Here is a 26,006-nt window from a genome sequence, read left to right as displayed (position 1 = left end):
GGACATGGATCGTATTCTTGCCCTTGCCCGTGCCGCGGCCCTTGCCGTGGTGCTGCCCGTCGCCGCCCTTGCGCAGGATCTGGCCAGCTGGAATGACGGCGCGACCAAGACCGCCATCGTCGACTTCGTCAAGGCCGCCACGACCGAGGGCGGACCGGGCTGGATCGCGCCCGAGGATCGGATCGCCGTCTTCGACAATGACGGCACGCTGTGGACCGAGCAGCCGGCCTATTTCCAAGCCTTCTTCGTGTTCGACCGGGTCAAGGAAATGGCCCCGCGCCATCCCGAATGGAAAGAGCAGCCCCCGTTCAAATACGTGCTGGAAAACGATATGGCCGGGTTGGCCTCCTCGGGCGAGAAGGGGCTGATGGAGCTTCTGGCCGCGACCCATGCCGGGATGACCGACGAAGGCTTCGACGACATACTTGAAAAATGGCTCGCCGAGGCGCGCCATCCCAAAAGCCAGCGCCCCTATACCGAAATGATCTATGCCCCAATGGTGGAGATGCTTGATTACCTGCGCGCGAACGGGTTCCAGACCTGGATCGTGTCGGGCGGCGGCATCGACTTCATGCGACCCTGGGCGGAAAAGGCCTATGGCATTCCCCCGCAGCAGGTGGTCGGCTCGCAGATCGCCAAGGATTACGAAGTGATCGACGGCAAGCCGCAATTCATGCGCAAGCCCGACATCTTCTTCATCGATGACGGTGCCGGAAAGCCGGTGGGCATCGACCGCCATATCGGCAGGCGTCCGGTCATGGCCTTCGGCAATTCCGATGGCGATTTCCAGATGCTGGAATATACGACCACCGGCGAAGGTCCGCGGTTGGGCGTCATTGTCCATCACACGGATGCCGAGCGCGAATATGCCTATGACCGCGACAGTCATTTCGGCAAGCTGGACAAGGCGCTGGACGCGGCCCCGGAACGCGGCTGGCTGCTGGTCGACATGGCCAAGGACTGGTCGCGCGTCTATCCGGACGCCAAGTGATGCGAAAGCCGTCCCTGTCAGCGGGTCAGGCGCCCCAGCTGGCGGGCGGCGACCCGCGGGTTCACACCACCCTGCAGCACCTTGTCGCGCTGGAGGGGCGGGCGCGGCGCTTTGACTTTCTGCCGCGCCAGCCGGTGGGCAGCGTTCTGTCGGGCCGGCGCGCCTCGCGCCTGCGCGGTCGCGGGTTGGAGTTCGAAGAAATCCGCGCCTATCTGCCCGGCGATGACCCCCGCAGCATGGACTGGCGCGTCACCGCCCGGACCGGCAGCCCGCATGTCCGGGTAACGCGCGAGGAACGCGACCGCCCCGCCCTGATCGTCGTGGACCAGCGACAGGCGATGTTCTTCGGCACACGGCTCAACATGAAATCCGTCTCGGCCGCCGAACTGGCGGCGCTGACCGCCTGGCGCATTCTCGCCGCAGGGGACAGGGTCGGAGGGCTTGTCCTGTCGGACAGCGGGATCGAGGATCAGCGTCCCGCCCGCAGCCGCGGCGCGGTTCTGCGCCTGCTGTCGCTGATCGCCCAGCGAAACGCCGCGCTGTCGGCCGAGGCTCCGGTGGTCGACGATGCGCCGGGGATGCTGAACCTTGCGCTTGAGCAGGCAGCAAGGATCGTCAAGCATGACTGGCTGGTGGTGATCCTGTCGGATTTCGACGGCGCCGATGACGAGACCTTCCATGCGCTGTCGCGGCTTTCCCGGAACAACGACCTGGTGCTGGGTCTGGTCTTTGACCCGATGGCCCATGAACTGCCGGCCGAAGGGCGGCTTGTGGTCGGGAACGGGCGCCTGCAGGTTGAACTGGACCTGTCGGCGCGCAAGGTCCAGCAAAACCTGGCCGAAACCGGCGGTAAACGCCTGCGGCGTCTGCTGGCTTGGCAAGAGCGGCTGGACGCCGCCATCCTGCCGATCACCGCGGCCGAGGAGACCCTGCCCCAGGTCCTGCGTCTGTTCGGGTCGGGCCGCGCACCCCGCGGCCTGAGCTTGCCCGACGACGCCATGGTCAAGGGGGACATGTCGTGAACCCGGACGATGCAGCCGAGCCCGCCGCGAAGGCCGACGACCTGGTCTCGCTGATCTCGCAGCTTCACGAGCTGCGCGAGCCGGCGGCGGTGTCGATGTGGCCGGCGACTCCAATCTGGTGGGTTCTGGCCGCCGCTGTGACACTGCTGCTTCTGTTCGTCGCCTGGCGCTGGCGGCAACGGCGCCGGGCAAATGCCTATCGGCGGGCGGCGCTGGCGGCGCTGCGTGCGATCGAACCGGCGCTGGCCCGCGGTGACGTCCCGGCGCTGGCGCAGCTTGACCTGCTGTTGCGACGAACTGCGCTGGCCGCATTCCCGCGCAAGGATGTCGCTGCGCTGACCGGCCCAGCCTGGGCGGATTACCTGGACCATACCGATCCGGAGCTGCCGCATGGTGGTTTCCGCGAGCTTTCGCCCTCGCTTGCCGATACGCCCTATATGCGGCAACCCGGTGATGTTCAGGGCGCACGGCTGGCCGAATTGGCGCGGCACTGGATCCGGCATCATCATGCTTGAATTCGACGCCCCCCTTGCCTTTCTGGCCCTGCCCTTGCCGATCCTCGTCTGGTGGCTGACGCCGCCGCGGCGTCAGCGGGTGCAGGCCATCCGCCTGCCGTTTTTCGAACGGGTCAGTGCCGGGCTGCCCACCGGCGAAGGCGCGGTAGTTCCGGCCCGGCGCGCCGTCCAGATCGTGTTCGTCGCCTTGCTTTGGGCGCTGGCCATCACCACCATCGCCCGTCCCGTCCGCTTGGGTGATCCCGTCACCCGGACCGAGGCCGCGCGAGACATCATGCTGGCCGTCGACATCTCGGGTTCGATGGAAACCGGTGATTTCATCGGGTCGGACGGGCAGCGCGGCACTCGGATGGACGGAGTCAAGCAGGTGCTGGACGGCTTCATCGCCGCGCGCAAGGATGATCGGGTGGGAATGATCGCCTTTGGCTCGGCCGCCTATGTGCTGGTTCCGTTCACGCGCGACACGACGGCAGCGCGCCAGTTGCTGGCCACGCTCTCGCCAGGCATGGCGGGCCAGAACACCGTGCTGGGCGACGCGATCGGCCTTGCGATCCAATCCTTCGCAGCCAGTAACGTCGACGAGCGCGTGCTGATCCTGCTGTCGGATGGCTCGGACACCTCGTCTCGCATGGCTCCGGCCAAGGCCGCCGATATCGCGGCAAAGAACAACGTCACCATCCACACGATCGCAGTCGGCGATCCCAATGGCAAGGATGAGCAGGACCGTGTCGACCTGGCCACGCTGCAATCCATCGCCACCACCGCCGGGGGCACGTTCAACCGGGCCGAGGACGCGGCGGGGCTGACCCGGATCTATGAGCAGATCGACACCCTGCACCCGGTCGAGGCAAAGTCGGTGTCGTGGCGTCCGCGCCTGCCCTTGGGTCAGTGGACGACCGCAGCCTTCGTCCTGATGACCGTGCTGGGCTATGCCTGGATGCTGGCAAGGCGTGGCTGGCACAGACGGACCGTCGGGCAACACGAAAAGGCGCGAGCCGGGTCAAGTGACGAGGCCGCGGCATGAACATCCTGCAGGATCTTGCCCACCTGACCTTGCTGCGACCACTTTGGCTGCTGGCTTTGCCGGTCCTGGCGCTGCTTTGGTGGGGTCTGCGCCGGCGTGAGGTCGCTGAACGGCCAAGCCTGCCGCAAATCGCGCCCCATCTTCTGGCTGCACTTATCATCGGCGGGGGCGAGGCGGGCCGGACCCGCGCGGCGCAGCTGATCCTTGGCGCGGCGGCGCTGATGGCGATCGCGGCGGCGGGTCCGGCCTTTCGCCCTGCCCCCTCGCCCTTCGTGACCGAGACTGCGCCTCTGGTCATTGCGCTGGACCTGTCCGACGGGATGGCGAATGGCGATGTCCCGCCCTCGCGGCTGGAACGCGCGAAGCAGAAGATCCGGGACCTGATCGCCCTGCGCGCCGGGGGGCGGACCGGCCTGATCGCCTATGCCGGCAGCGCGCATCTGGTCATGCCCCCGACCGAGGATCCGACGGTTCTGCAAAGCTTTCTTGAGGGGCTGGCGCCGGGAGTCATGCCGCGTGCGGGACAACGCCCGTCCGAGGCGATGCGCCTCGCCGCGACGCTGCTTTCGACCGAGGATCAGGCGGGCACCGTCCTTTTTGTCACCGACGGGGTCGATCCGACCGACATCGCGAACTTCCCCAAGGACGGGCCGGGCCGCGTGGCTCTGGTCGTCGCCGCAGACGGCGGCGGGGCCGAGCTTGACCGTTGGGCGCGGGATGCCGATGTCACGACCGTCGCCGTCACCGTCGATGACAGCGACCTGCGCGCGGTCAACCGGGCGGTATCCTCGAACCTGGCGCGGGCGGCCGGGGAACAGGGCCAACTGCAGGACGATGGCTGGCTTCTGGCCATCCCGGCCGCGCTGCTGCTTCTGCTGTGGTTCCGGCGCGGCACGACCATGCACTGGGCGATTGCGGCGATGGCCCTGCTGGCGGCGCCCCCCGACGCCCACGCCGGACCGCTTGCGGACCTGTTCTGGACACCCGATCAGCAGGGAGCCCGAGCCTATGCCGCGCGCGACTTCCCCACTGCTGCAGAGCATTTCACCATACCCGCCTGGAAGGCGGTGGCCTTGATGCGGGCAGGCAAGTACACGGATGCCGCGAAGCTGCTGGAGCCGAGCCAGAACCGCGATGCCCAGTTCAACCGTGGTGTCGCACTGGTCCATGGTCGCGATTACCAAGGCGCGGTCGACGCATTCACCGCCACCGTCGCCCTTGACCCAACGGACCGCCAAGCTCAGGAAAACCTGGATCTCGCCAAGCGCATCATTGCCTATCTGGCCGAGACCCGCGCGGACGAGGATCCCCAAGCCGACGACAAGGACAATGCCGCCGATGGCACCGTCGAGGATCTGACCGGGGACCAGGGCAAGATGATGCGCATCACTGGCGATACCCAATTGTCGGAGGACGCGGCCGAGCAATGGATGAAGCAGGTCCAGACCAAGCCTGCCGACTTCCTGCGTTCGCGCTTCGCGGTCGAAGATGCGACGCGCGCCAACGCTCCCCCGGCCGCACCCGCGACGCCCTCGTCCGGAGGCCAGGAATGAGGTTGCCGCGCATCCTTCTGGCCATGCTTCTGCTGACGTTTCTGGCCCCTTCGGCCTTTGCCCAGGATGCGGCCGATGCGCCGCAGGTCGAAGTGACGCTTGATCCGACCGATGGGGTCACGGTGGGCACGCCCCTGCGGATCACGCTAAGCGTACTGACCCCCAACTATCTGGTGCAGCCGCCGGACTGGCCGGACATGCAGATTGCGGATGCAATTACGCGCACGCCCGCGAATGCCGCGCGGCCGGCATCACGCCGTATCGGCGGGCAGACATGGACTGTCGTCTCGCGCATCTATGAGATCACCGCGCAGCGCGCCGCCGATTACGCGCTGGAACCCCACCAGATCACGCTGACCTATGCCGATCCGCAGACCAACCAGCCCGTACCGGCCACGGTTGAAGTTCCCGCGATCTCGTTCACGGCCAGCGTTCCGAAGGGGGCCGAGGGACTGTCGCCCTTTGTTGCCGCGGATGCGCTGACGATGACCCAGACCGTCGAGGGGCCCGGCGACGATGCCCGCCCCGGCTCGGCCGTGACCCGGACGCTGACGATCGAGGCGCAGGGAACGCAGTCCATGCTGCTGCCCGCGCTGCTGGGCGGCGATCCTCCTCCCGGCCTGCGCGCCTATCCCCGAGAACCCGAGCTTTCGGACGAGCCGGGCCAAAGGGGCGGGCCCGACATCGCGCGGCGTGTCGAAAGCATCACCTATGTCGCCGAGGCACCGGGGGATTATACCTTGCCCGAGGTCCGGCTGGACTGGTGGAACAGCCCTGCCGCGCAGGTCGAAAGCGCGACAGCAAAGGGCATCTCCTTCTCGATCCCGGCGCCGCCCGGCTGGCATCCGCCCGGCACCCCTGATCCAAGACTGCGGGCGCTCAGCTGGGCCGCGGGCATTGGCGCGTTGGTCCTGGCCCTGCTATGGCTGGGGCGGCGTCCCGCGCGGGCAGCGCTGGTCCGCCTGTCCCGGTCGGAGCCTGTGGTGTTCCACCGCCTGCGCCGCCAGACGCGTCGGGGTGATCCGGGCGCGATCCGCGCCGCCCTGGCCGACTGGCTTGACCGCATCGGGGCAACTGGCACCCCCGCGGGCGTTGCTGACGCCCTGACCCTGGCCGACCGTGAGATCTGGGGACCGGAGGGAACACGGACCCATCCCTCGGACGCCTCCAGACGGGCCTTGGCCGAGGCATTGCGTGCCGCGCGGCACGACCTGCTGCACCGGCGAAAAGCGGAAAGCGCCCCGGCACTTCCGCCGCTGAACCCTTGGTAAAGCGACCGATCTGCCCGCGATTGCCAAGCGCGATGCAAAAGATGCAGACTGACCGGCGCCGGGCATGACAGCCGCCCGCCCGGCCAAAAGGAGAAACGGATGAACGACCAGACCGCAACCCGTTCCGCCGCGACCCGCCCCGACGGCAAGGCCGAGCGGGCGCAACGGGGCATGACCTGGGTGCCGGGCGGAACCTTCCGCATGGGGTCTGACGACCATTACCCCGAAGAAGCGCCCAGCCACCGCGTCAAGGTCGATGGCTTCTGGATGGACACGACTCCGGTCACCAACGGGCAGTTCAAGCGCTTCGTAAAGGCCACCGGCCATGTCACCCAGGCCGAGCGCAGGCCCGACCCAAAGCAATATCCGGGCGCCCTGCCCGAGATGCTTTATGCGGGTTCGCTGGTCTTTCTGCCCCGGCCCGGCATCACCGACCTGCGCGACTGGTCGCAATGGTGGAACTTCATGAAGGGCGCGGATTGGCGGCACCCCTATGGCAAAGGCAGCCATATCCACGGGCTGGACGACCATCCGGTGGTCCATGTCGCCTATGCCGACGCGCTGGCCTATGCCGCCTGGGCGGGCAAGGATCTTCCGACCGAGGCAGAATGGGAATTTGCGGCGCGCGCGGGGCTTGATGGCGCTGAGTTCGCCTGGGGGGACGAACTCAACCCCGAGGGGCGCCAGATGGCCAATACCTGGCAGGGCAATTTCCCGGTCGAGAACCTGTCCCTGGACGGCTTTGACCGCACCTCGCCCGTGACGGCCTTTCCGGCCAATGGCTATGGGCTGCAGGACATGATCGGCAATTGCTGGGAATGGACGCAGGACTGGTTTTCCAGCAAGCACCCAGCCGACGCCGCAAAGGCTTGCTGCATCCCCGAAAACCCCCGCGGCGCCGCGATGGACGGCAGCTTCGACCCCCTGCAACCGGCGATCCGCATTCCGCGCCGCGTCATCAAGGGCGGCTCGCATCTTTGCGCACCGAACTATTGCCGCCGCTATCGCCCCGCCGCGCGCCACGCCGAGGCGGTGGACACATCGACCAGCCATCTCAGCTTCCGCTGCGTGCTGCGTGCCGAGGGACCGGCAGCCACCTGACAAGACGACGAAAAACGGGCCGCAATCGCGGCCCGTCCCATCAGCCCCAAACCTCAGCCGACCAGTTCGCGACCGTGCTGAACGTGGCGCGTGACCATCTTGCGCGAACGCCGCCCCGAGGGAACAAGGCGCGCCGGTTCAGGCACGAAAGCCGGGTCCCTCAGCATCGGGAACAAGGAAAAGATCTCTTCCCGCGCAGCCTTGTCCACGGATTTCAGCGCCTGTTCACCGGTATAGAAACTTTCGGTCTCCGCGCCGTTCGACAGTACGACCTCGTGGCGGTCAAAGGTGAAGTGGACATACAGGACCTCGTTCACGTCATCGGCGTAATCGATGCCGTCGACCTGAAGAAGCTGCTTGGCCGCGATCAGCACCTCACTGGTGCCGAACATCTTTACCGCGATCTTCGAGCGGACAAGGACGCGGTGCTGTGGCGAGACCAGCAGATCAGCCTCGGGCGTACCCATACCCAGCGCCCCGGCCTTGATCCGGATCGGGCGCAGGCGGGGATTGCGGCGCAGCGACGCATCGGCCAGACGGACGCTGCCGACCCACAGGATGGGTTGATAGCCGCGATCCCGTGTCAGCACCATGTCGCCCGCCACCAGCGTCTCGACCGCGACCGGACCCGTCTCGGTCTGGATCATCGTGCCGGCGACAAAGCAGAAGACCTGATCATCCGCCAGTGTCAAAGTGGCGTCCGGGTCGTAGTCGACGTTGACAATTGCGGTATCCAGGATGCCCTGCACGGCATTGGTCGCAGCTGTGGTCACCGGACCGATGATTCCTGCCAGAAGCGGGTTCGCCGCCAACGCATCGGCCAGACCGGAAATCGGAACGGTGATCGAAGGTGTGTTGATGCCCAACAGCGCAAAGTTCACCGTCACCTGCATGTGGTCTTCGTCAAGCGGATCGTCGGAAACGAAATAGGCGTTGCCGGAGCCATCGATCATCATCTCGCCCGAGATCGAGTTTACATCGAGGGTCAGGCTGCCAAGGTTGACGCCCAGAGCGCCGAGCACGTTGACGGTCGAGGATGCGGTCGAGATCGTCGCATCGCCCGCATATTGTCCACTCACGACGGGGGTTCCGTCGCTTTGCACGGCATCGAATTGGTCGCCGGGATCGACCGTCGCGCCAGAGGTTTCCTGAATGTCGTAAAGATCGAATTCCTGTGATGCGCTCAGGTCGTTCAGGACCAGGTTATCGCCCAGGGAAACGACGGGAGTGTCCGCCGTCAGGTCGATGGTGGCGTCCGGCATTGCTGTAACATAGGGCATTGGACAATCCTTTTCAGAATGCGCCTTAAAGGCGACAGTTCGCTGGATGGTTCGACATCACGTCCGCTCGCGCTTCCGTTACGTCAACTACACCCTGGCGCGAGCGCGTTTGGCGCGTTTCCGCCATAGCCAAGTCTTCGCAAGCCATTAATCTTGATTTCATTAATTTTAATATTCATTCTTTCTGTGTCATCGCTCGTGCATTGCGGCGACACATCCATCGGCTTTGACAGCAGGAATCCGGATGCCGATGTGTTCTTTCTGCACCAACCTTTGCTGAAAATATGAGGGCGGAATGAAAAATACTGGAGGCGGGAAAATCCGGATCGGAATCGGTGGATGGACATTTGAACCATGGCGGGGAAGTTTCTATCCGGACGACCTGCCCCAGAAACGCGAACTGGAATATGCCAGCCGCCACCTGACTGCGATCGAGGTGAACGGGACATATTACCGCAGCCAAAGCCCGGACAGTTACCAGAAATGGCATGACGAAACGCCAGACGATTTCGTCTTTGCGCTGAAGGCACCTCGTTTCGCCACCAACCGCAAGGTTCTGGCTGAATCCGGCGAGTCCATCGAGCGTTTCGTTACCGGCGGCATCGCAAGGCTTGGAAACAAGCTGGGACCGATCAACTGGCAATTCATGGCGACAAAGAAGTTCGATCCCGAGGATTTCGAAGCTTTCCTGAAACTGCTTCCCAAAACGGTCGAAGGAATGCATCTGCGCCACGCGGTCGAAGTTCGCCATGACAGCTTTCGCCACCCCGAGTTTCTGGATCTGGTGCGGGCGCATGATGTGGCGGCGATTATTTCGGCCGATGGAGAGTTTCCCCAGATCGCGGATCCGACCGCATCCTTCATCTATGCCCGGATCATGGGAACGACGGAAAGCGAGCCATTGGGCTACACGTCGGCCCAACTGGATGCGTGGACGGAACGCGCCCGAATTTGGGCCGATGGTGGCGTCCCCGAGGGTCTGGACTACGTCGCAACGCCAAAGCCGGGGGCGCCACGCGACGTCTTTCTGTTCGTGATCAGCGGCCACAAGGCACATAACCCGCAGGCCGCAATGGCAATGATCAAGCGGCTTGGCTGACTGTCAGCCGGAACAATCGGGGCGCTGAAAGGTTGAGCGACCGACACTCCCACTCGTCCCAGCGAGGATCGGTATGGCACCCCGCGCCAATTGGAAGGGTATCCTGCAAGTCGCCGAACTGACCTGTCCGGTGGCGCTTTACACGGCGGCATCGACCTCGGACCGGATCGCCTTTCACACCATCAACCGTGCGACAGGGCATCGCGTCCGGCGGGAGTTCGTCGACAGCGACAACGGCAAGCCGGTTGAACGCGACGACCAGGTCAAGGGGTATGAGATCAGCCCGGACGATTACGTCATCCTTGAGCCCGACGAAATCGCCGCCGCCGTGCCCGACAGCGACAAGACGCTGGCCGTTTCAGCCTTTGTCGGATGTGGCGAGATCGACAAGGTCTATTTCGACAAGCCCTATTATCTGAGCCCGGCTCAGCAAACCGCGGCCGAGGCCTTCGCGCTGATCCGCGACGGAATGCGCCGGAAGGGTGTCGCCGCCCTGGCCCAGACGGTCCTGTTTCGTCGGGTACGGACCGTCCTGATCCGCGCCCATGACGATGGCATGATCGCCAATACGTTGAACTTCGACTACGAGGTCCGCTCGGCCGTCGAGGCGTTCCATGACATCCCTGACCTGAAGATCAAGGGCGAGATGCTGGATCTGGCCCGCCACATCATCGACACCAAGAAAGGCAGCTTCGATCCCACCGCCTTCGAAGATCGATATGAAGGCGCGCTTGCCGATCTGGTCAAGGCCAAGGCCGAGGGGCGCAAGATCGCGCGCAAACAGCCCAACCGCGCCGGCAAGGTTGTCGACCTGATGGCGGCGCTGCGCGAAAGCGCGGGGATGGCCGCCAAGCCCGCGCGCAAGCCTGCCAGCACCGGAACGCGCCGGAAGTCGGGCTAGGTCATGGCGCTGGAAGCCTATCGCAGCAAGCGAGACTTCAAGGCGACCTCGGAACCGAAGGGCGCAAAGACCCGCAAGCATGGCCACAGCTTCGTCATCCAGAAACACGATGCGACACGTCTGCATTATGATTTTCGGCTGGAGATGCAGGGTGTCCTGAAAAGCTGGGCCGTGACCAGGGGACCCAGCCTGGATCCGGGCGAAAAGCGCCTGGCGGTCCATGTCGAGGATCACCCGCTGGACTATGGCGATTTCGAGGGCACCATTCCGAAGGGCCAGTATGGCGGCGGAACCGTCATTGTCTGGGACAAGGGGGAGTGGAAGCCCCTGGGAGATCCCGAAAAGGCCTATGCCAAGGGGCATCTGGAATTCGAACTGCAGGGCGAAAAGCTGCGTGGACGCTGGCATCTTGTGCGCATGCAGCACAAGCCCGGCGAAAAGCGCGAGAACTGGCTGCTTATCAAGGGCGACGACGACTTTGCCCGCCCCGACGGCCCGGATATCCTTGCAGAGCGCCCGGAATCGGCCAAGACCGGTCGCGATTTGGCCGAAGTTGCCCGCGACACCCCGCCCTTGAAGCGCAAGCCGGCGCGCAACTCTGCCCTGCCAGAGTCGTCGACAACCGACCTGACCCAAATCAAGGGCGCGAAAAGGGCTTCGATGCCTGCGTTCATCCAGCCGATGTTGGCGACACTGGTCACCTCGGCCCCCGCGGATGATCGCTGGTTGCACGAAATCAAGTTCGACGGCTACCGCCTGCAGGCCCGGATCGAGGCGGGGCGGGTCAAGCTGCTGACGCGCAGCGGTCTGGACTGGACCGAGCGCTTCGGCAAGCCCTTGGTCGAGGCCTTGCGGGATCTGCCGGTCGGAAGCGCCATCCTTGACACCGAACTTGTCGTCGAAAATGACAGCGGCGCGTCGGATTTCTCGGCGCTGCAGGCCGATCTCAGCGCCGGGCGAAGCGACAGGTTTCGCCTTTATGTCTTTGATCTGATGTATCTTGACGGTTTCGACCTGCAATCCGTTCCTCTGGTCGACCGCAAGGATCTTCTGCGCCCCCTGCTGCCCGGAACCCAGGCGATCTTGCGCTTCAGCGAGCATTTCGAGGCCAGCGGCAGCATGGTCCTGCGCCATGCCTGCCGTCTCAGCCTTGAGGGGGTGGTGTCAAAGCTGCGCAATTCTCCCTATCGGGCGGGACGCGGGCGATCTTGGGTCAAGTCGAAATGCTCGGCCCGGCAGGAATTCGTCATCGGCGGCTTCGTGCCCTCGACCACCTCGCGCAAGGCGATCGGTTCGCTGATCCTGGGCGTCTACGAGGATGGTGCACTGCACCATGCCGGCCGCGTCGGAACCGGCTTCAGCCGCACCGTAGCCGAAGATCTGTTCGCGCGACTTGACCAGATGCGCCAGCCTGCTCCGGACTTCGATGGCAAGCTGACAGCGGACGAAACACGCGGCGCCGTCTTCGTCCGTCCCGATCTGGTGGCCGAGGTGGAATTTCGCGCCTGGACCGCGGACGGGCATCTGCGCCATGCCTCATTCCGGGGACTGCGAGAAGACAAGGAGGCGGAAAGCGTCATGCGCGAAAGCCCGAAATCAGCCGTGAAGCCCGGCGCTGCGCAAAAACGTACGGTAGCTCTGACCCATCCTGACCGCCTTTATTGGCCCGAAACGGGCGTCACCAAGGAAGGGCTGGCCGATTACTATGCGCAGGTCTGGCGCCACATCGCGCCCTTTGTCACCGGTCGCGCGCTTGCGCTGCTGCGCTGTCCGAACGGGATCACGGGCGAACAGTTCTTTCAAAAGCACGCGTGGAAGGGGCTGAACCCCAAAATCGACCTGGTCAAGGATCCCCGCGACAAGTCCGGCCAGCCGCTCATCAGCATCAGCGACCTCGACGGGATGATCGCGCTGGTCCAGTCCGCGACGCTTGAGATCCACCCTTGGGGCTCGACCATCGCGGATTGGGAGCGCCCCGACACGATCATCATGGACCTCGACCCAGGCGAAGGCGTCGATTGGCCGACCATCGTTGATACGGCGCAAGAGGTGCGGCAGCGGATGCAGGACGCGGGCCTTGCCAGCTTCGTCAAGACTTCGGGCGGCAAGGGCCTGCACGTCGTCGCCCCGTTGAAACCGGCGGCGGACTGGCCTGCCGTCAAGGCCTTCACCAAGGCCATGGCCGAGGCGATGGCCGCGGACGCGCCCGATCGCTTCGTCGCCACCATTGCCAAGTCCCGGCGGCGCGGCAAGATCCTGGTCGATTATCTGCGCAACCAGCGCGGCGCGACGGCCGTGGCGGCCTATTCGACGCGTGCCCGCGAAGGCGCGCCGGTTTCTGCCCCTTTGGCTTGGGATGAGCTTGGTCCGGACATCCGCCCGAACTACTTCACGGTCGAGAACATGCCGACGCGGCTTGCTGCCCTGTCGTCGGATCCCTGGGACGGTTTCAGGTCCGAGGCGGTGGTCCTGCCGGGCGCGGGGCGCAAGGCCAAGAATCCGGGCTAACGAGCCTTCCCCTTGCCCTCTGCCGCAAGGCTTTTTTTCAGCGCATCCATGATGTTGACGACGTTTCCTGATGTTTCCTGGACTTTCGCGCCTGCGGCTTTCTTCTGTTTGCGTCCCTTTTTCCGGTTCGCGATCAGGGCAAGCAGGTTCTCTTGAACTGGGTCGTGAACCATTTCTGGAGTCCAGTCCTTGCTGCGTTCGCCAATCAGACGCGTGACCAGCTTCATGGCGGCGGCATCGGGCTTTGCCTTGCCGATCCCCGCGAAATAATCCGCCTCGTCCCGCACCTCGTCACCATAGCGCAGGGTCCAAAGGATGATCCCCTTGCCACGCGGCTCAAGCATGACGGCGCGTTCGCGGCGATACAGCACAAGACGCGAGATCCCGACCATGCGCGTCGCCGCCATTGCATCCCGGATCACCGAGAACGCCTCCTCTCCCATATTGTCGGCTGGGGTCAGATAGTGCGGACGGTCATACCAGATCCATTCGATGCTGTCGGACGGGACGAACATGTCGATATCGATCGTGCGCGTGCTTTCCAGGCCAACGGCCTCGATCTCGTCATCTTCCAGCAGGATATAGTCGTCCTCGCCCCTGGCATAACCCTTGACCTCATCCTCGGGCGCGACTGGTTTGCCCGTCACGGCATCGACATAGCGGCTGACGACACGATGCCCGGTGCGCGCATTCAGCGTGTGGAAGCGCACTTTTTCGTTCTCGGTTGTGGCGGGCATCATCGAGACCGGACAGGTCACCAGCGACAGCTTGAGATAGCCTTTCCAGAACGAACGGGGGGCCATGATCCTGCTCCGTGCCTCGCAAGGCGGTCGCCGTCCGCCCGGCAAGACAACCGGTCCCGGCCAGGAATGTTCCCCAATGGTGGATCCTGGCATGATCGTTGCCAGTGAAACGAAATCTGCTAGGAATGCGGAAACAGGGATCACGGGGGGCGCATGACCGGTCTGGCCAAAAGCTGGGTTGCCTCGGCAAACAGGGCGGGATGCGAATTCCCGATCCAGAACCTTCCCTATGGCGTCTTCTCCACGGACGGCACGGCGCGACGCTGCGGTGTCGCGATTGGAGACATGATCCTTGATCTTGCCGCCTGCGAAGATAGCGGCGTGTTGGAAACTGGCAGGGCGTTCGCGCAGCCGCAGCTGAACGATTTCATGGCCTTGGGCCGGGCGACCTGGGACCATACCCGCAGCCTTCTGACCGAATTGCTGGCCGAGGGCGGCGATGCGCGCCTGCCCCTTGTCCCGATGACCGCCGCCCGGCTGCATTTGCCGATCAAGGTCAGCGAGTTCACCGACTTCTACGCTTCTCGCCACCACGCCTTCAATGTCGGCGCGATGTTTCGCGGGGCCGCGAACGCGCTGCCCGCGCAATGGACGCATATGCCCATCGGCTATAACGGGCGTGCCTCATCCGTGGTGGTCTCCGGGACGCCGATCAGGCGGCCGATGGGTCAGATCCTGGGCGATCACGGACCTGAATGGGGCCCCTCGCGCCGCCTGGATCTTGAGCTGGAACTGGGTGCCATAATCGGCGCCGACAGCGCCATGGGGGAAAGGGTGGATGTCGAGCGCGCCGAGCAGATGATCTTCGGCTATGTCCTGTTGAATGACTGGTCAGCGCGCGACATCCAGACTTGGGAATACCAGCCGTTGGGACCGTTCCAGTCCAAGGCCTTCGCGACCACGATCAGCCCGTGGATCGTGACGCAGGCCGCGCTGGAGCCGTTCCGATGTCCCGGCGCGCCACGCAGCAACCCGCTGCTACCCTATCTGCACGAGGCGCGGCCGGGATTCTATGATCTGACCGTCGGCTGGCGAATGAACGGTCAGGATACGGCGCAGACCAATTACGCGCAGATGTATTACTCAAGCGCGCAGCAACTCGCCCATCATACCGGCTCGGGCTGCCCGATGCGCGTCGGTGATCTGCTGGGCAGCGGCACAATTTCCGGCCCCGAGCGGAATGCCCGCGGCGCCCTGCTGGAAATGACCGAAAACGGACAGAACCCGATCCTTGTGAACGGGGAAAGTCGCTGCTTCATTCAGGACGGGGATGAGATCGACCTTTTCGCCCATGCCCAAGGGGATGGCTATCGGATCGGTTTCGGCCCTTGCGCAGGCCGCATCCTGCCTGCACTGCCTTGATCTGCGGCCCTTTGCGTGCCCGAGTCGGGCGGGCTTAACGCCACCTTCCGAAAGGCCCCCTCAGGGGTGCATCAAGCCATCGTGCGTCTGACAGTTTCCGTCTGGATTGACATTCGCGGGGCGACAGGTTTCATCTGCGAAAAGGCGCCAGTCTGGCGCGAGATCAACGCCGCGATGCCCTTCTGGCGCAGCTTCCCTGCGACGGACCCGCACCACGACAAGAACTGGGACCGGGGGATGCTAGCACCGTTTCTGATCATGCTGCGCGAGGGGCTGGAGGCGGCCCTGATCGTCGGCATCATTGCCGGCTATCTGCGCCAGACCGGCCGCCGGGGCTGGCTGCCCGCCATCTGGCTTGGCGTGCTTCTGGCTGTCGCCGTTTCGCTTTTCGTTGGCGCCGGCCTGCAACTGGCCAGCGCCAGTTTTCCGCAAAGAACGCAGGAGCTGATCGAGGCCGTGATCGCGCTGATCGCCGTCACGGTGCTGGTCGGAATGGTCTTCTGGATGCGCCGCGCCGCGCGCTCGATCAAGGCTGAGCTGCAGCATTCCGTGGACGAGGCCCTGAAGCACAAGGGCAGCATGGCCACCTGGGGCCTGATCGGGATGGTCTTTCTGGCCGTGGCGCGCGAAGGGCTCGAGTCGGTTTTCTTCCTGCTTGCGATCTTCCAGCAAAGCCGCGACGCGGCTGCGCCAATCGGGGCCGCGCTGGGACTTCTCGTCTCGCTGGGCGCGGGATGGGCCATCTATGCCGGAGCGCTCAGGATCGACCTGCGCAGGTTCTTCCGCTGGACCGGTATCTTCATCCTTTTCGTCGCGGCGGGACTGTTTTCAGGCGCGCTGCGGGCACTGCACGAGGCCGGCCTGTGGAACGCGTTGCAGTCGCCAGTCTATGACCTGAGCGGCACTTTGCCCGAAACCGGCCTTGTCGGCAGCATCCTGTCCGGCCTGATCGGCTATCGCGACGCGCCCTCGCTCAGCGAATTCATCGCCTGGGCGGGCTTCCTGGCCGTCACTCTGACGCTGTTTCTGCGCCCCGCCTCGGCGCCGCCCCTGCGTTCAGGGATGGAGGTCTCGAAATGAGCAGCCCGTCACGCGCCATCTATCTGGCCATCGCCGGCGCCGGGGGGCTGGTCATCCTTGGTGGGGCCGCCTTCTGGTATGCCTCGCAGCAAGCCACCACACGCGGCGGCACGGCGGATCAGGTTGTCACCGTCGACGCCCAAAGCTGCCAGCCGAACGAGATTACCTTGCCCGGCGGTCGCCGCAGCTTCGAGATCGTGAACAGCTCTGACCGCCCCATCGAATGGGAAATCCTGAATGGCGTGATGGTCGTGGCGGAGCGCGAGAACATCGCCCCCGGCTTCCGCACCTCGCTGTCGGCGGACCTTGCGCCCGGCGAATACGAGATGACCTGCGGCCTGTTGTCGAACCCACGCGGCAAGCTGGTCGTCACCGCCTCGGACGAAGCAAGCGCCGCGGCTTCCGAGGTGACGCTGCGCAAGTTCCTGGGGCCGCTTTCGGAGTACCGCGTCTATCTTGTCATGCAAGGCAAGCAGGCCGTGAAATCGGCCGAGACCCTGCGCGACGCCATTGCCGCGGGCGACCTTGCCGCGGCGCAGGATGCCTGGCGGCAGGCCCGCCTGCCCTATCGTCGGATCGAGCCGCTGGCTTATCGGCTGTCCGACCTGGAAAACGCGATCGATCCCCGCGCCGCCTATCTTGAGGGGCGCGAAAAGGATCCCGCCTTTACCGGCTATCACCGCATTGAATACGGACTTTTCGACCAGAACAGCACCGATGGGCTGCAGCCCGTGGCCGACCGGCTGGTCGCGGACTTGACCGCGCTCGCACAGCGGCTTCAGGAAACGCCGCTTGATCCGCAACTGCTGATCTCATTGCCCGGCGACATGGCCGAGCAGATCGCGACCGGCCAGATCCCGCAAGGCGACAACGCCTATGCCGGAAACGACGCGGATGAACTTCAGGCCAGTCTCGACGGGATCGGCAAGCTGGCGGGTCTGCTGGGCCAGGTGGCCGGCGCCGTCGACCCCGCCTTGGACAAGGACATCGCCAAGGCATTGCAGGACAGCCGCGACGCGCTTGCCACGCTGCAGGCCAAGGGCGCCGCTTATGGCGATGTGCCGGCGGATGCGCGCACCGCGCTGGCCAACGACTTCTCGCGCCTGGCTGACAACCTGGCGCGCTTGAAACCCGTGATCGGGATGAACTGACATGTCGAAATGCCCCATGCACCCCGGCACCAGCCGCAGGAACGTCCTATTGGGCCTTGGCCTTGCACCGGTGGGATTAGCGGTCGCGGCCCATGCCGAAACGCCTGCCCCGGCCGCTACACCGCAGGTCGTCGACGCCCCCGCGCAAGAGGCCGAGGTCGCTGCGCGCCGCGTGGCATTTCACGGCCCCCACCAGGCCGGGATCACGACGCCGCGTCCTGCGACCGGGATCATCGCCGCTTTCGACGTGGTCGCGGGTTCACTGGACGATATCGAACGGATGCTGCGCCTGCTGACCGAACGCGCGGCTTTCCTGACACAGGGTGGCGAGGTTCCGCAGCGTGACCCGAAGCTGCCCCCGACCGATTCCGGGCTGCTGGGCCCGGTCATCGCGCCCGACAATCTGACCATCACCCTGGGTTTTGGAGCCTCCTTTTTCGAGAAACTGCCCGAGTTGCAGTCCCTGAAACCGGCGCGGCTTGAGCGGATGGTCCAATTCCCGAATGACGCGCTGAACGCTGCGGAATGCCACGGCGACATCTCGTTGCAATTCTGTGCCAACGTGCAGGACACCAATGTCCACGCGCTGCGCGACGTGCTGAAGAACATGTCCGAGTTCCTCGTCCTGCGCTGGATGATCGAAGGTTCGGTACCCCCGGTGACGCCGGCGCCGGATGGTTCGACCCCAAGTGCGCGCAACTTCCTGGGCTTCCGCGACGGTTCGGCCAATCCGGACTCAACCGATGCAGACTTGATGGATCGACTGGTCTGGGTCTCGGACCCGTCAGAGCCGGGCTGGGCCAGGGGCGGCAGCTATCAGGCGGTCCGCATCATCCGCAATTTCGTCGAACGCTGGGACCGCACGCCCCTGTCTGAGCAGGAGCGGATCTTTGGCCGTTCCAAGATCAGCGGCGCCCCGCTGGATGGCGGCCCCGACGCGACCGAGCATCACCTGCCCGATTATGCGGCCGATCCCGACGGCCAATGGACGGCGATGGACGCCCATATCCGGCTGGCCAATCCGCGTGCCAAGGACAGCGCACAGAACCAGATCCTGCGGCGACCCTTCAACTATACCCGCGGCGCGGTGATGAACGGTCAGCTTGATCAAGGGCTGCTGTTCATCTGCTACCAGGCTGACCTGCGTCGGGGATTCATCACCGTGCAGGAACGCCTGAACGGCGAACCGCTTGAAGAATACGTGAAGCCCGTCGGCGGCGGCTATTTCTTCGCCCCGCCCGGCGTCGCGGGGGCCGAGGATTACCTTGGCGCGGGCCTGATTTCTGAAGCCAGGCGGGTCTGAACCGCCAAGCCGCCAATCGAACCGGAAGACACGGGGAGCGTGACCATGACCGGAAACTTTCTGAAGACGACTGCCATTGCCCTGGCGCTTGGCGGCTGGGGGCATGTAGCCCTTGCCGCCGACCCCTCGCTGGATCTTGTCGGGCCGCTGTCCGAGTACAAGATCTTCGTGGCCGAAAATACCGCGAAGCTCGTCACGGATGTCGAGGCGTTCACGGGCGCGGTCAAGGCAGGGGATGTCGACAAGGCCAAGTCGCTTTTTGCCGCGACCCGCACCAGCTATGAACGGATCGAACCGATCGCCGAGCTGTTCTCGGACCTTGACGTCTCGATCGATGCCCGCGCCGACGACTATGAAAAGGCCGAGCAGGACCCCGCCTTTACCGGCTTCCACCGGCTTGAATACGGGCTTTGGGAAAAGGGCTCGACCGAGGGGCTGGACGAATATGCCGACCGCCTTCTGGCCGACGTCAAGACGCTGGACCAGCGCATCAACGACCTGACCTTCCCGCCGGAAGTGGTCGTGGGCGGCGCGGCCGTCCTGATGGAAGAGGTCGCGGCCACCAAGATCTCGGGCGAGGAGGACCGCTACAGCCGTACCGACCTGTGGGATTTCGACGCGAACTTCGAAGGCGCTCAGAAGATCTACACTCTGCTGCGCCCGCTGGTCGAGAAAGACGCCGACTTCGTCCAGAAGGTCGATGGAAACTTCAAGGCGGTGGACGATGTCCTGACCAAATATCGTACCGCCGAAGGCGGCTATGTTTCGTATGAGGAACTGACCGACGCCGACCGGAACGTCCTGTCCGCCAAGGTCAATACCCTGGCCGAAGACCTGTCGACGCTGCGCGGCAAGCTGGGCCTCGGCTGACCCGGTCTTGCGGGGGCCGATGCCTTCGGTCCCTCAGCACCCAAGGCTTTCGCGCAGTTTCTGTTCCACCGTGCGCAAATGCCGCCGCATCGCATCCGCCGCCGCGGGCCCGTCCCGCGCGGCGACCGCATCCACGATCACGTCATGTTCGCCAAAGCTGTGATGATCCCGCGGCGGACGGTCGGGATGACTTCGCCGCCTGCTCCAGGTGATTGCGCGCCGGACGGCGGTCAGCGTATCCAGCAAACCCAGCAGCAAGGTGTTCTGCGCGGCCTCGCCCAGGTTGCGGTGCAGGCGGTTGTCCCAATGTTCGTATTGACGCCAGCTGGTCGCAGCGCGGCATTTCTGGGCGCAACTCCGCAATTCCGACAGCTGCGCGGCGGTGGCGTTTCCGGCAGCCAGCCGCGCGATCTCGGGTTCAAAGGCGATTCGGGCCGCCATCACCTCCATCGGGTTCGTGCCCTGGACAAGCGCGTTGATATCGGCCTGGGTGCCAATGGGCCGGTCGCCCATGAAGGTGCCCTTTCCGACATGACGCCACAGGACACCCTGCGCCTGCAACGTCGCCAGCGCCTTGCGCAGAACCGCGCGCCCCATTCCCAGGGCTTCGGCCAGTTCGCGTTCGGGCGGCAAGCGACCGTCTTCGCCCAGATCGGCCGTCTCTAGAAAGGTGCGCAGCCGTTCAAGGGGCTGAGTCTCGTCAATCTGCTTCATTTTTGAAACCAATTTGCAATTGGTTTATTATCGCTTACAGGCTGAGAGGATGTCAAACATAGATTAATTACTATTAATCTGCATGTTAGAATTAACACAGCACTTGGCTGGATCACAAATCCCACGACAATGTTGACTCAATGCAGAATCAAGTTCAGCATTGGTTTTAATTGGGCTGGAGGGAGCCCGATTGATGGGAGGAGAAGATGGGATATCTTGCCGACAAGATGCGGCCTCTCGCCGTCATCGCCGCACTGGGAATGACAGTCGCGCTTCCAGGCGCAGCACAGTCCGAACCGATGCGCGTCGCCTTTGGCGACATTGCCACAATCGAGACGCTGGGCCTGCTGATCGCGCTGGAACGCGCGAAAGAACAGGGCGTCGAAATCGAGCCGGTCTTTCTGAAAAGCGAAGATATTGCAGCCCAGGCCGTGGTCAGCGGGCAGGCCGATATCGGGATCGGTGGACCATATGCCCTGCTGCAGAAGGTCAAGGCGCCGATCCGCATCTTCATGCAGCTGAGCGAGCTGCAGATGTATCCTGTCGTGAACACCGAGTTCTACAAGGAATGGGCCGATCTTGACGGGCAAGAGGTCGCGGTCCATTCGCGCGGATCGGGGACCGAGGCGATCATGCAGCTGCTCGCTGCGGAAAAGGGCATCAAATATTCCAACATCACCTATGTTCCGGGGGCCGAGGTGCGGACCGGCGCGCTGCTGCAGGGCAATATCAAGGCCTCTATCGTCGACTCCTCGGGCAAGCGCGTGCTTGAGGCAGAGGCCCCGGACCGCTTCGCCTTTCTTCCGCTAGGCGACATCTCGGCCACGGACGAGGCGCTGTTTGCCAATACCGACTATCTCAAGGACCATGCGAAAGAGGCAGAGGTCCTGGTCGAAGCAATCGTGACGACCTGGCGCGAGATTGCGGCCGATCCCGCCGCGCCGCTGAAGCTGCGCGAGAAATATGCCCTGCTGCCCGACGCCACCCCCGAAATGGTGGCCGAGATCGAGCCATTCTATGCGGGCATGAAGGATGCCATGCCTTTGAATGGCGGGGGCGAGGAAGCAGCCCGGAACGATTTCGCCTTCTATACGGTATCGGGCGCCTTGCAGGGCGATCCGGCAAGTTTGAAGGTCGAGGATTTCTGGGATCTGTCCGTTCTGAACGCGGTCCTGGCCCGCACCGGGACACAGTGAGATGAGCGTGATGACCGAGGAAAGCAAGGTGGCCGCCCCGGCGGTCACCCCGCGCGAGGCGCTGCGTCTTTTCGCCGAGAACCGGCGTTCCTTCTGGGTTGTACTGTCGCTGGCCTGTCTGTTCGGCGCATGGGAGATCGCGGGCCGCATCCCGATCAGCTTTGCCTTTCCGACCTTCCTCGACACGCTTGCCGCCTTTGTCGAGATGATGCTGGACGGCACGCTGCCCTATGCCTTCTTCCTGACGCTTCAGCCCCTGGTCATGGGCGTCGCCATTTCGGCCGTGCTTGGGATCGCGCTTGGGATCGGGATGGGACTTTCCGACAGGCTGGAATGGCTGCTCGCCCCCGTCTTCATTGTCCTGCAGGCCGCGCCGATGGCCGCGCTGGTTCCGCTGGTGACGTTCATCTATGGCATCGGTCTGACGTCGAAGACGCTGGCGGTCATCATGCTGGCGCTGCCAGTGATCGTGCTGAACTCCTACAAAGCCGTGCGGCACGTCAATCCGTCACTGATCGACATGTGCCGATCCTTTCAGGGCAACAGGCGACAGCAGATCTTCAAGATCATCATCCCCGATGCCGCACCCGTGCTTTTCGCTGGTTTGCGGCTTGGGGTGGCCGCCGGTTTCATCGGGGTGATGTTGGCCGAACTGCTCATCACGCCCACGGGGATCGGCGACCTGATCACCTACCACCGCTCGGTGGCCAATTATGCCCACATGTATGCCTCGGTCGCAGCGATCATCGCGGCCTCAACGCTGACGCTCGCGGGCCTGCAATATGTCGAGACGAACGTCCTGCGCCCCGAAAAGAGGAGGAAATAGGATGGCTGTCGCCGCCCCCGCCCCCGAAGCATTCGACCCTGCACTGGTCGAAACCCGAGATCCGGTCGTCAGGGTCGAAGGAATTTGCAAGCGTTATGGCGCGGTCGAAGCCCTGCGTGACATCGACCTGCAATTTGAACGTGGCAAGCTGACGACCCTGCTCGGGCCATCAGGCTGCGGCAAGACCACGCTGCTGAAGATCATCGCGGGTCTGGTTCCGGCAACATCGGGGCGGATCGTCATCAATGACCGCGCCGTGACCGGGCCGGGGCCGGAACGCGCCTTCGTCTTTCAGGATTTTGCCCTGATGCCCTGGGCCACGGTTCTGCGCAACGTCGCCTTCGGGTTGGAGCTGAAGGGCGTGGCGCAGGCCGAACGGAACCGGATCGCGCGCAACTATATCGAGCAGGTCGGCCTGCAAGGTTTCGAGGACCGCTATCCGCACGAGTTGTCCGGGGGGATGCGCCAACGTGTCGGCATTGCCCGCGCCTTTGCCGTGAATGCCGATGTGCTGCTGCTGGACGAACCGTTCTCGGCGGTGGACGAGCAGAACCGGCGCAAGTTCCAGGAAGATCTGCTGCGGCTGGTCGAACTGGAGGGCAAGACCTTCATCTTCGTCACCCATTCGATCGAAGAAGCGGTCTATGTCTCGGACCGCATCATCCTGCTGTCACCCCGGCCAGGGCGGGTTTCCAACATCATCGACCCCCGCATCGACCGCACCGCGGATCCCGACGATATCCGTCGTGACCCCCGCTATCTCGACGCGGTCGAGGAAATCTGGCAGGGCCTGCGCCACTATGCGGAGTGAAGCAGCATGACCATCTTGGGTTTCCGCATTCCGATGATGGCCTCGCTTCTGGTCTGGGCGCTGGTCTGGGAAATTGTCGGGCGCTTGGACCTTGTCTTCCTGATGCCGCCCATCAGCGCAATCCTTGGTGCGGGCATCGATCTGGTCCAGACCGTATCGTGGCAAAAGGCCACAGTCATCACCATACGTTCGTTCACGATCGGAATGGCGCTGGCCATCGCGGTGGGCGTGCCGGTGGGCATGTTGATGGGCCGGGTGAAGATCATCGACAATATCCTTGGTCTTTGGGTCAACATGTTTGTCAGCGCACCGCTCTCGGCGCTGGTGCCTGTGCTGATGATCCTGTTCGGCATGGGAGAGACGACCATCGTCGTCACCGTCTTCCTGTTCGCGGTCTGGATCATCGTGCTGGACACGCGGGCAGGTGTGATGCAGATCCCGCCCTCGCTGATCGAGATGGCGGCATCCTATGGCGCGTCCCCCGCGACGATCATGCGCAAGATCGTCTTCCTGTCGGCCCTGCCCGAGATCCTGGCCGGCATCCGCATCGGGTTGATCCGCGGCGTCAAGGGCGTGGTGATCGGCCAGATCCTGGTCGCCGTGATCGGCTATGGCGAGCTTTTCGAACTTTACTCCAGAAGCTTCGATATGGAGCGCTTCTGGGCATTGACCTTCGTCCTTTTCGCGGCGGCGATGGTGCTGTCGTCGATCGTGGAACGGGCAGAGAAACGCATTGAATATTACGCAGGAGCAAGATGATGAACGACATGACAACGGTTGGTGACTATGTATTCGCACCCGCCCCGACGCCCACGATTCCGGTTGCCGGCAGCGACAAGCTTTTTCCCGTGCGCCGCATCTATTGCGTGGGACGGAACTTTGCGGAACACGCGATCGAGATGGGGCACGATCCCGACCGCGAGCCTCCTTTCTTCTTCCAGAAGAACCCCGACGCCATTGTCCCTCCGGGCGGGGACTTCCCCTATCCGACCGAATCCAGTGACGTTCACCACGAGATCGAGTTGGTCGTCGCGCTGAAATCTGGCGGCACGGACATCCCGCTGGACAAGGCGCTGGACTGCGTCTTCGGCTATGGCGTGGGCCTGGACATGACGCGGCGCGATTTGCAGGCGGTTTCGAAAAAGATGGGACGCCCGTGGGAGACCGCGAAATCCTTCGAAGCCTCTGCGCCCTGCTCGGCCCTTCATCCGGTTTCCGAGGTCGGGCATCCGGCCGAAGGCTCTGTCGAAGTCGAGGTGAACGGCGAGACGCGGCAGCGCGGCGACCTGAACCAGATGATCTGGAAGGTGCCGGAAATGATCTCGTACCTGTCGCGGCTGTTCGAATTGCAGCCGGGCGACGTGATATTTGCCGGGACGCCGGCGGGCGTCAGCCCCGTGGTTCGGGGCGATTTCATCACCGGCCGGGTCGCCGGTGTCGCGGAAATCTCGATGAAGGTGGTCTGAAAACGACACGGCCCCCGCAGGATGCGGGGGCCGGTTCGATTATGTTGGTTCCTTCAGGCGGACAGCGCCTGCGGAAGCGGAACGCCAAGCCGCTCGGCGTGGCGGGCCATGCGCGCGATGTCATTCTCGGCAACGGGCACGCCGTCCCGCAGCGCCTCGGCCCGCTTGCGCGTGGCACTATCACCCGGCACCCGGACCGGCCCCTTGTTCCAGGGCGCAGGGGGATTGCTGCGGCAAGCCTCGGCCAGCCAATCCGATTGCTCGGTAAATGCGCCAAGCCCCGCGAAGAAGTCCGGGTCGATCACCTGGATGAAGGCGCTTTGCGCCAGCGGCCCGGGTTGGGCGGTATTGGCCCGCCCCTTGCCCGATAGCCCCTGCCCCAGCAGATCGACGATCAGCGCCATCCCATAGCCTTTGTGCCCTTTCAGCGCGCCACCCAGCGGCATCATGGTGCCGCCGTGCTCGGTAATCTCGCGCGGGTCGTCGGTTGGCTCGCCATCGGCGGTCAGCCCCCATTTTTCGGGGTAGCGCTCGCCCCGCTTGGCCATAAGCTGCGTCATCGTCGTCGTCGTGATCGAGGCCGAGACATCGACCAGGATCGGATCTCCCGAGGTCGGGAACCCCATGGCAAGCGGGTTGGGCGTCAGCACAGGCTTGGTCCCACCATAGGGCGCCACCCGTGCCGCGGCCGGGTTCGAAACCGAGATCTGCACGATCAATCCCCGATCGGTCGCCTTGCGCATATAGGCTGAAAGCGCGCAGGTATGATGCGAGTTGCGGATCGCGGCGCCGACGATGCCGTGGTCACCAACCCGCTCCATTGCCTGCTCGATCGCCTGCGACATCAGCCAGGCACCGGGCAGAAGCCGGCCGTCCCAGACGAAACCAGCGCCCTTGTCGGCCACGACCTCATAGCTGCCCTTGCCGTTCAGGCTGCCATCCGCAAGGCATTCCAGATACCAGTGCATCAGTTGCAGACCGTGGGTTTCGTGGCCGATCATGTCGCCCTCGACCAGCACTTCGGCGGTGGCGGAGGCCTTGTCTGCCTCCATCCCGCCCCGGATCAGCAGGGTTTCGGCAAAGCTCAGCAACGCGGCGCGGTCAAATCTGGGCATGGGATCCTCTTGTCAAAGATGCGGGCCGGGAAAGCCCCCGGCCC

The 26,006-nt window shown here is 64.2% G+C and carries 24 protein-coding genes; 20 read left to right on the top strand and 4 right to left on the bottom strand.

Annotated elements, in window-relative coordinates; translation table 11 throughout:
- The first annotated feature begins 4 nt into the window (after positions 1 to 4).
- The 7 genes from RM190_RS20695 to RM190_RS20665 all read left to right on the top strand — a co-directional run bounded on the left by RM190_RS20695 (position 5) and on the right by RM190_RS20665 (position 7,477).
- The gene (locus RM190_RS20695) at positions 5 to 991 is read left to right on the top strand and encodes an HAD family hydrolase (RefSeq protein ID WP_311761377.1); all 987 of its coding nucleotides are present in this window, start codon (positions 5 to 7) and stop codon (positions 989 to 991) included.
- The gene (locus RM190_RS20690) at positions 991 to 2,013 is read left to right on the top strand and encodes a DUF58 domain-containing protein (protein ID WP_311761376.1); all 1,023 of its coding nucleotides are present in this window, start codon (positions 991 to 993) and stop codon (positions 2,011 to 2,013) included. The genes RM190_RS20695 and RM190_RS20690 overlap by 1 nt, the downstream gene beginning before the upstream one ends.
- Positions 2,010 to 2,528, top strand: coding sequence for a DUF4381 domain-containing protein (locus RM190_RS20685; RefSeq protein ID WP_311761375.1), 519 nt, complete (start codon positions 2,010 to 2,012; stop codon positions 2,526 to 2,528). The genes RM190_RS20690 and RM190_RS20685 overlap by 4 nt, the downstream gene beginning before the upstream one ends.
- On the top strand, positions 2,521 to 3,552 hold the full coding sequence (locus RM190_RS20680) for a vWA domain-containing protein (RefSeq protein ID WP_311761374.1): 1,032 nt from the start codon (positions 2,521 to 2,523) through the stop codon (positions 3,550 to 3,552). Before RM190_RS20685 ends, RM190_RS20680 begins: the two co-directional genes overlap by 8 nt.
- Positions 3,549 to 5,105 carry a VWA domain-containing protein gene (locus tag RM190_RS20675; protein ID WP_311761373.1) on the top strand — a complete coding sequence of 519 codons (1,557 nt, stop codon included), beginning with the start codon at positions 3,549 to 3,551 and terminating at the stop codon, positions 5,103 to 5,105. The genes RM190_RS20680 and RM190_RS20675 overlap by 4 nt, the downstream gene beginning before the upstream one ends.
- Positions 5,102 to 6,376: a hypothetical protein gene (locus tag RM190_RS20670; protein ID WP_311761372.1), complete on the top strand. Its 1,275-nt coding sequence runs from the start codon at positions 5,102 to 5,104 to the stop codon at positions 6,374 to 6,376. The genes RM190_RS20675 and RM190_RS20670 overlap by 4 nt, the downstream gene beginning before the upstream one ends.
- A 99-nt stretch (positions 6,377 to 6,475) precedes the next feature.
- Positions 6,476 to 7,477 carry a formylglycine-generating enzyme family protein gene (locus RM190_RS20665; RefSeq protein ID WP_311761371.1) on the top strand — a complete coding sequence of 334 codons (1,002 nt, stop codon included), beginning with the start codon at positions 6,476 to 6,478 and terminating at the stop codon, positions 7,475 to 7,477.
- A 53-nt stretch (positions 7,478 to 7,530) separates the two neighbouring features.
- Here RM190_RS20665 and RM190_RS20660 read toward each other — a convergent pair whose 3' ends face one another.
- A complete protein-coding gene (locus RM190_RS20660) occupies positions 7,531 to 8,757 on the bottom strand; it encodes a Hint domain-containing protein (RefSeq protein ID WP_311761370.1) in 1,227 nt (408 codons plus the stop codon).
- A 295-nt stretch (positions 8,758 to 9,052) separates the two neighbouring features.
- On the opposite strand from RM190_RS20660, the gene RM190_RS20655 reads away from it, so the two are divergent.
- The 3 genes from RM190_RS20655 to ligD all read left to right on the top strand — a co-directional run bounded on the left by RM190_RS20655 (position 9,053) and on the right by ligD (position 13,265).
- Positions 9,053 to 9,856, top strand: coding sequence for a DUF72 domain-containing protein (locus RM190_RS20655; RefSeq protein ID WP_311761369.1), 804 nt, complete (start codon positions 9,053 to 9,055; stop codon positions 9,854 to 9,856).
- 73 nt (positions 9,857 to 9,929) lie between these two features.
- The gene (gene ku, locus RM190_RS20650) at positions 9,930 to 10,757 is read left to right on the top strand and encodes a non-homologous end joining protein Ku (RefSeq protein ID WP_311761368.1); all 828 of its coding nucleotides are present in this window, start codon (positions 9,930 to 9,932) and stop codon (positions 10,755 to 10,757) included.
- 3 nt (positions 10,758 to 10,760) lie between these two features.
- Positions 10,761 to 13,265, top strand: coding sequence for a DNA ligase D (gene ligD, locus RM190_RS20645; RefSeq protein ID WP_311761367.1), 2,505 nt, complete (start codon positions 10,761 to 10,763; stop codon positions 13,263 to 13,265).
- Here the strand turns inward: ligD and ku (RM190_RS20640) are convergent.
- The gene (ku, locus tag RM190_RS20640; protein ID WP_311761366.1) at positions 13,262 to 14,068 is read right to left on the bottom strand and encodes a non-homologous end joining protein Ku; all 807 of its coding nucleotides are present in this window, start codon (positions 14,066 to 14,068) and stop codon (positions 13,262 to 13,264) included. The two genes, ligD and ku (RM190_RS20640), sit on opposite strands and share 4 nt — an antisense overlap.
- A 153-nt stretch (positions 14,069 to 14,221) precedes the next feature.
- Here ku (RM190_RS20640) and fahA point away from each other — a divergent pair, with 153 nt between their 5' ends.
- From fahA to efeO (RM190_RS20615), 5 genes are all read left to right on the top strand, one after another.
- Positions 14,222 to 15,430 carry a fumarylacetoacetase gene (fahA, locus tag RM190_RS20635; protein WP_311761365.1) on the top strand — a complete coding sequence of 403 codons (1,209 nt, stop codon included), beginning with the start codon at positions 14,222 to 14,224 and terminating at the stop codon, positions 15,428 to 15,430.
- Between the two features lie 81 nt (positions 15,431 to 15,511).
- Complete coding sequence (efeU, locus tag RM190_RS20630) at positions 15,512 to 16,510, top strand: iron uptake transporter permease EfeU (protein WP_311761364.1); 999 nt, start codon at positions 15,512 to 15,514, stop codon at positions 16,508 to 16,510.
- Positions 16,507 to 17,661: an iron uptake system protein EfeO gene (gene efeO / locus RM190_RS20625; protein ID WP_311761363.1), complete on the top strand. Its 1,155-nt coding sequence runs from the start codon at positions 16,507 to 16,509 to the stop codon at positions 17,659 to 17,661. Before efeU ends, efeO (RM190_RS20625) begins: the two co-directional genes overlap by 4 nt.
- 1 nt (position 17,662) lies before the next feature.
- Complete coding sequence (gene efeB, locus RM190_RS20620; protein ID WP_311761362.1) at positions 17,663 to 18,964, top strand: iron uptake transporter deferrochelatase/peroxidase subunit; 1,302 nt, start codon at positions 17,663 to 17,665, stop codon at positions 18,962 to 18,964.
- A 45-nt stretch (positions 18,965 to 19,009) separates the two neighbouring features.
- Complete coding sequence (gene efeO / locus RM190_RS20615) at positions 19,010 to 19,834, top strand: iron uptake system protein EfeO (protein WP_311761361.1); 825 nt, start codon at positions 19,010 to 19,012, stop codon at positions 19,832 to 19,834.
- Between the two features lie 33 nt (positions 19,835 to 19,867).
- On the opposite strand, the gene RM190_RS20610 is transcribed toward efeO (RM190_RS20615), so the two are convergent.
- Entirely contained in the window at positions 19,868 to 20,548 is a 681-nt protein-coding gene (locus RM190_RS20610) for a FadR/GntR family transcriptional regulator (protein WP_311761360.1), read from the bottom strand.
- Positions 20,549 to 20,754: 206 nt separating this feature from the next.
- On the opposite strand from RM190_RS20610, the gene RM190_RS20605 reads away from it, so the two are divergent.
- The 5 genes from RM190_RS20605 to RM190_RS20585 are packed head-to-tail and all read left to right on the top strand — an operon-like array spanning position 20,755 to position 24,847.
- The gene (locus RM190_RS20605; RefSeq protein WP_311761359.1) at positions 20,755 to 21,744 is read left to right on the top strand and encodes an ABC transporter substrate-binding protein; all 990 of its coding nucleotides are present in this window, start codon (positions 20,755 to 20,757) and stop codon (positions 21,742 to 21,744) included.
- Between the two features lies 1 nt (position 21,745).
- On the top strand, positions 21,746 to 22,570 hold the full coding sequence (locus RM190_RS20600) for an ABC transporter permease (protein WP_311761358.1): 825 nt from the start codon (positions 21,746 to 21,748) through the stop codon (positions 22,568 to 22,570).
- Between the two features lies 1 nt (position 22,571).
- Complete coding sequence (locus RM190_RS20595) at positions 22,572 to 23,381, top strand: ABC transporter ATP-binding protein (protein WP_311761357.1); 810 nt, start codon at positions 22,572 to 22,574, stop codon at positions 23,379 to 23,381.
- A 6-nt stretch (positions 23,382 to 23,387) separates the two neighbouring features.
- The gene (locus RM190_RS20590; RefSeq protein WP_311761356.1) at positions 23,388 to 24,140 is read left to right on the top strand and encodes an ABC transporter permease; all 753 of its coding nucleotides are present in this window, start codon (positions 23,388 to 23,390) and stop codon (positions 24,138 to 24,140) included.
- Complete coding sequence (locus RM190_RS20585; RefSeq protein ID WP_390908778.1) at positions 24,137 to 24,847, top strand: fumarylacetoacetate hydrolase family protein; 711 nt, start codon at positions 24,137 to 24,139, stop codon at positions 24,845 to 24,847. The genes RM190_RS20590 and RM190_RS20585 overlap by 4 nt, the downstream gene beginning before the upstream one ends.
- A 53-nt stretch (positions 24,848 to 24,900) precedes the next feature.
- Here the strand turns inward: RM190_RS20585 and RM190_RS20580 are convergent, their stop codons facing one another.
- Positions 24,901 to 25,962 carry an Ldh family oxidoreductase gene (locus RM190_RS20580; RefSeq protein WP_311761354.1) on the bottom strand — a complete coding sequence of 354 codons (1,062 nt, stop codon included), beginning with the start codon at positions 25,960 to 25,962 and terminating at the stop codon, positions 24,901 to 24,903.
- Between the last annotated feature and the right edge of the window lie 44 nt (positions 25,963 to 26,006).

Origin of the sequence: Paracoccus broussonetiae (assembly GCF_031854425.1) — a bacterium.
Taxonomy (GTDB): domain Bacteria; phylum Pseudomonadota; class Alphaproteobacteria; order Rhodobacterales; family Rhodobacteraceae; genus Paracoccus; species Paracoccus broussonetiae.
The sequence above is the reverse complement of the archived record's forward strand: the minus strand, read 5'-3'. Positions and strand labels throughout refer to the sequence as shown.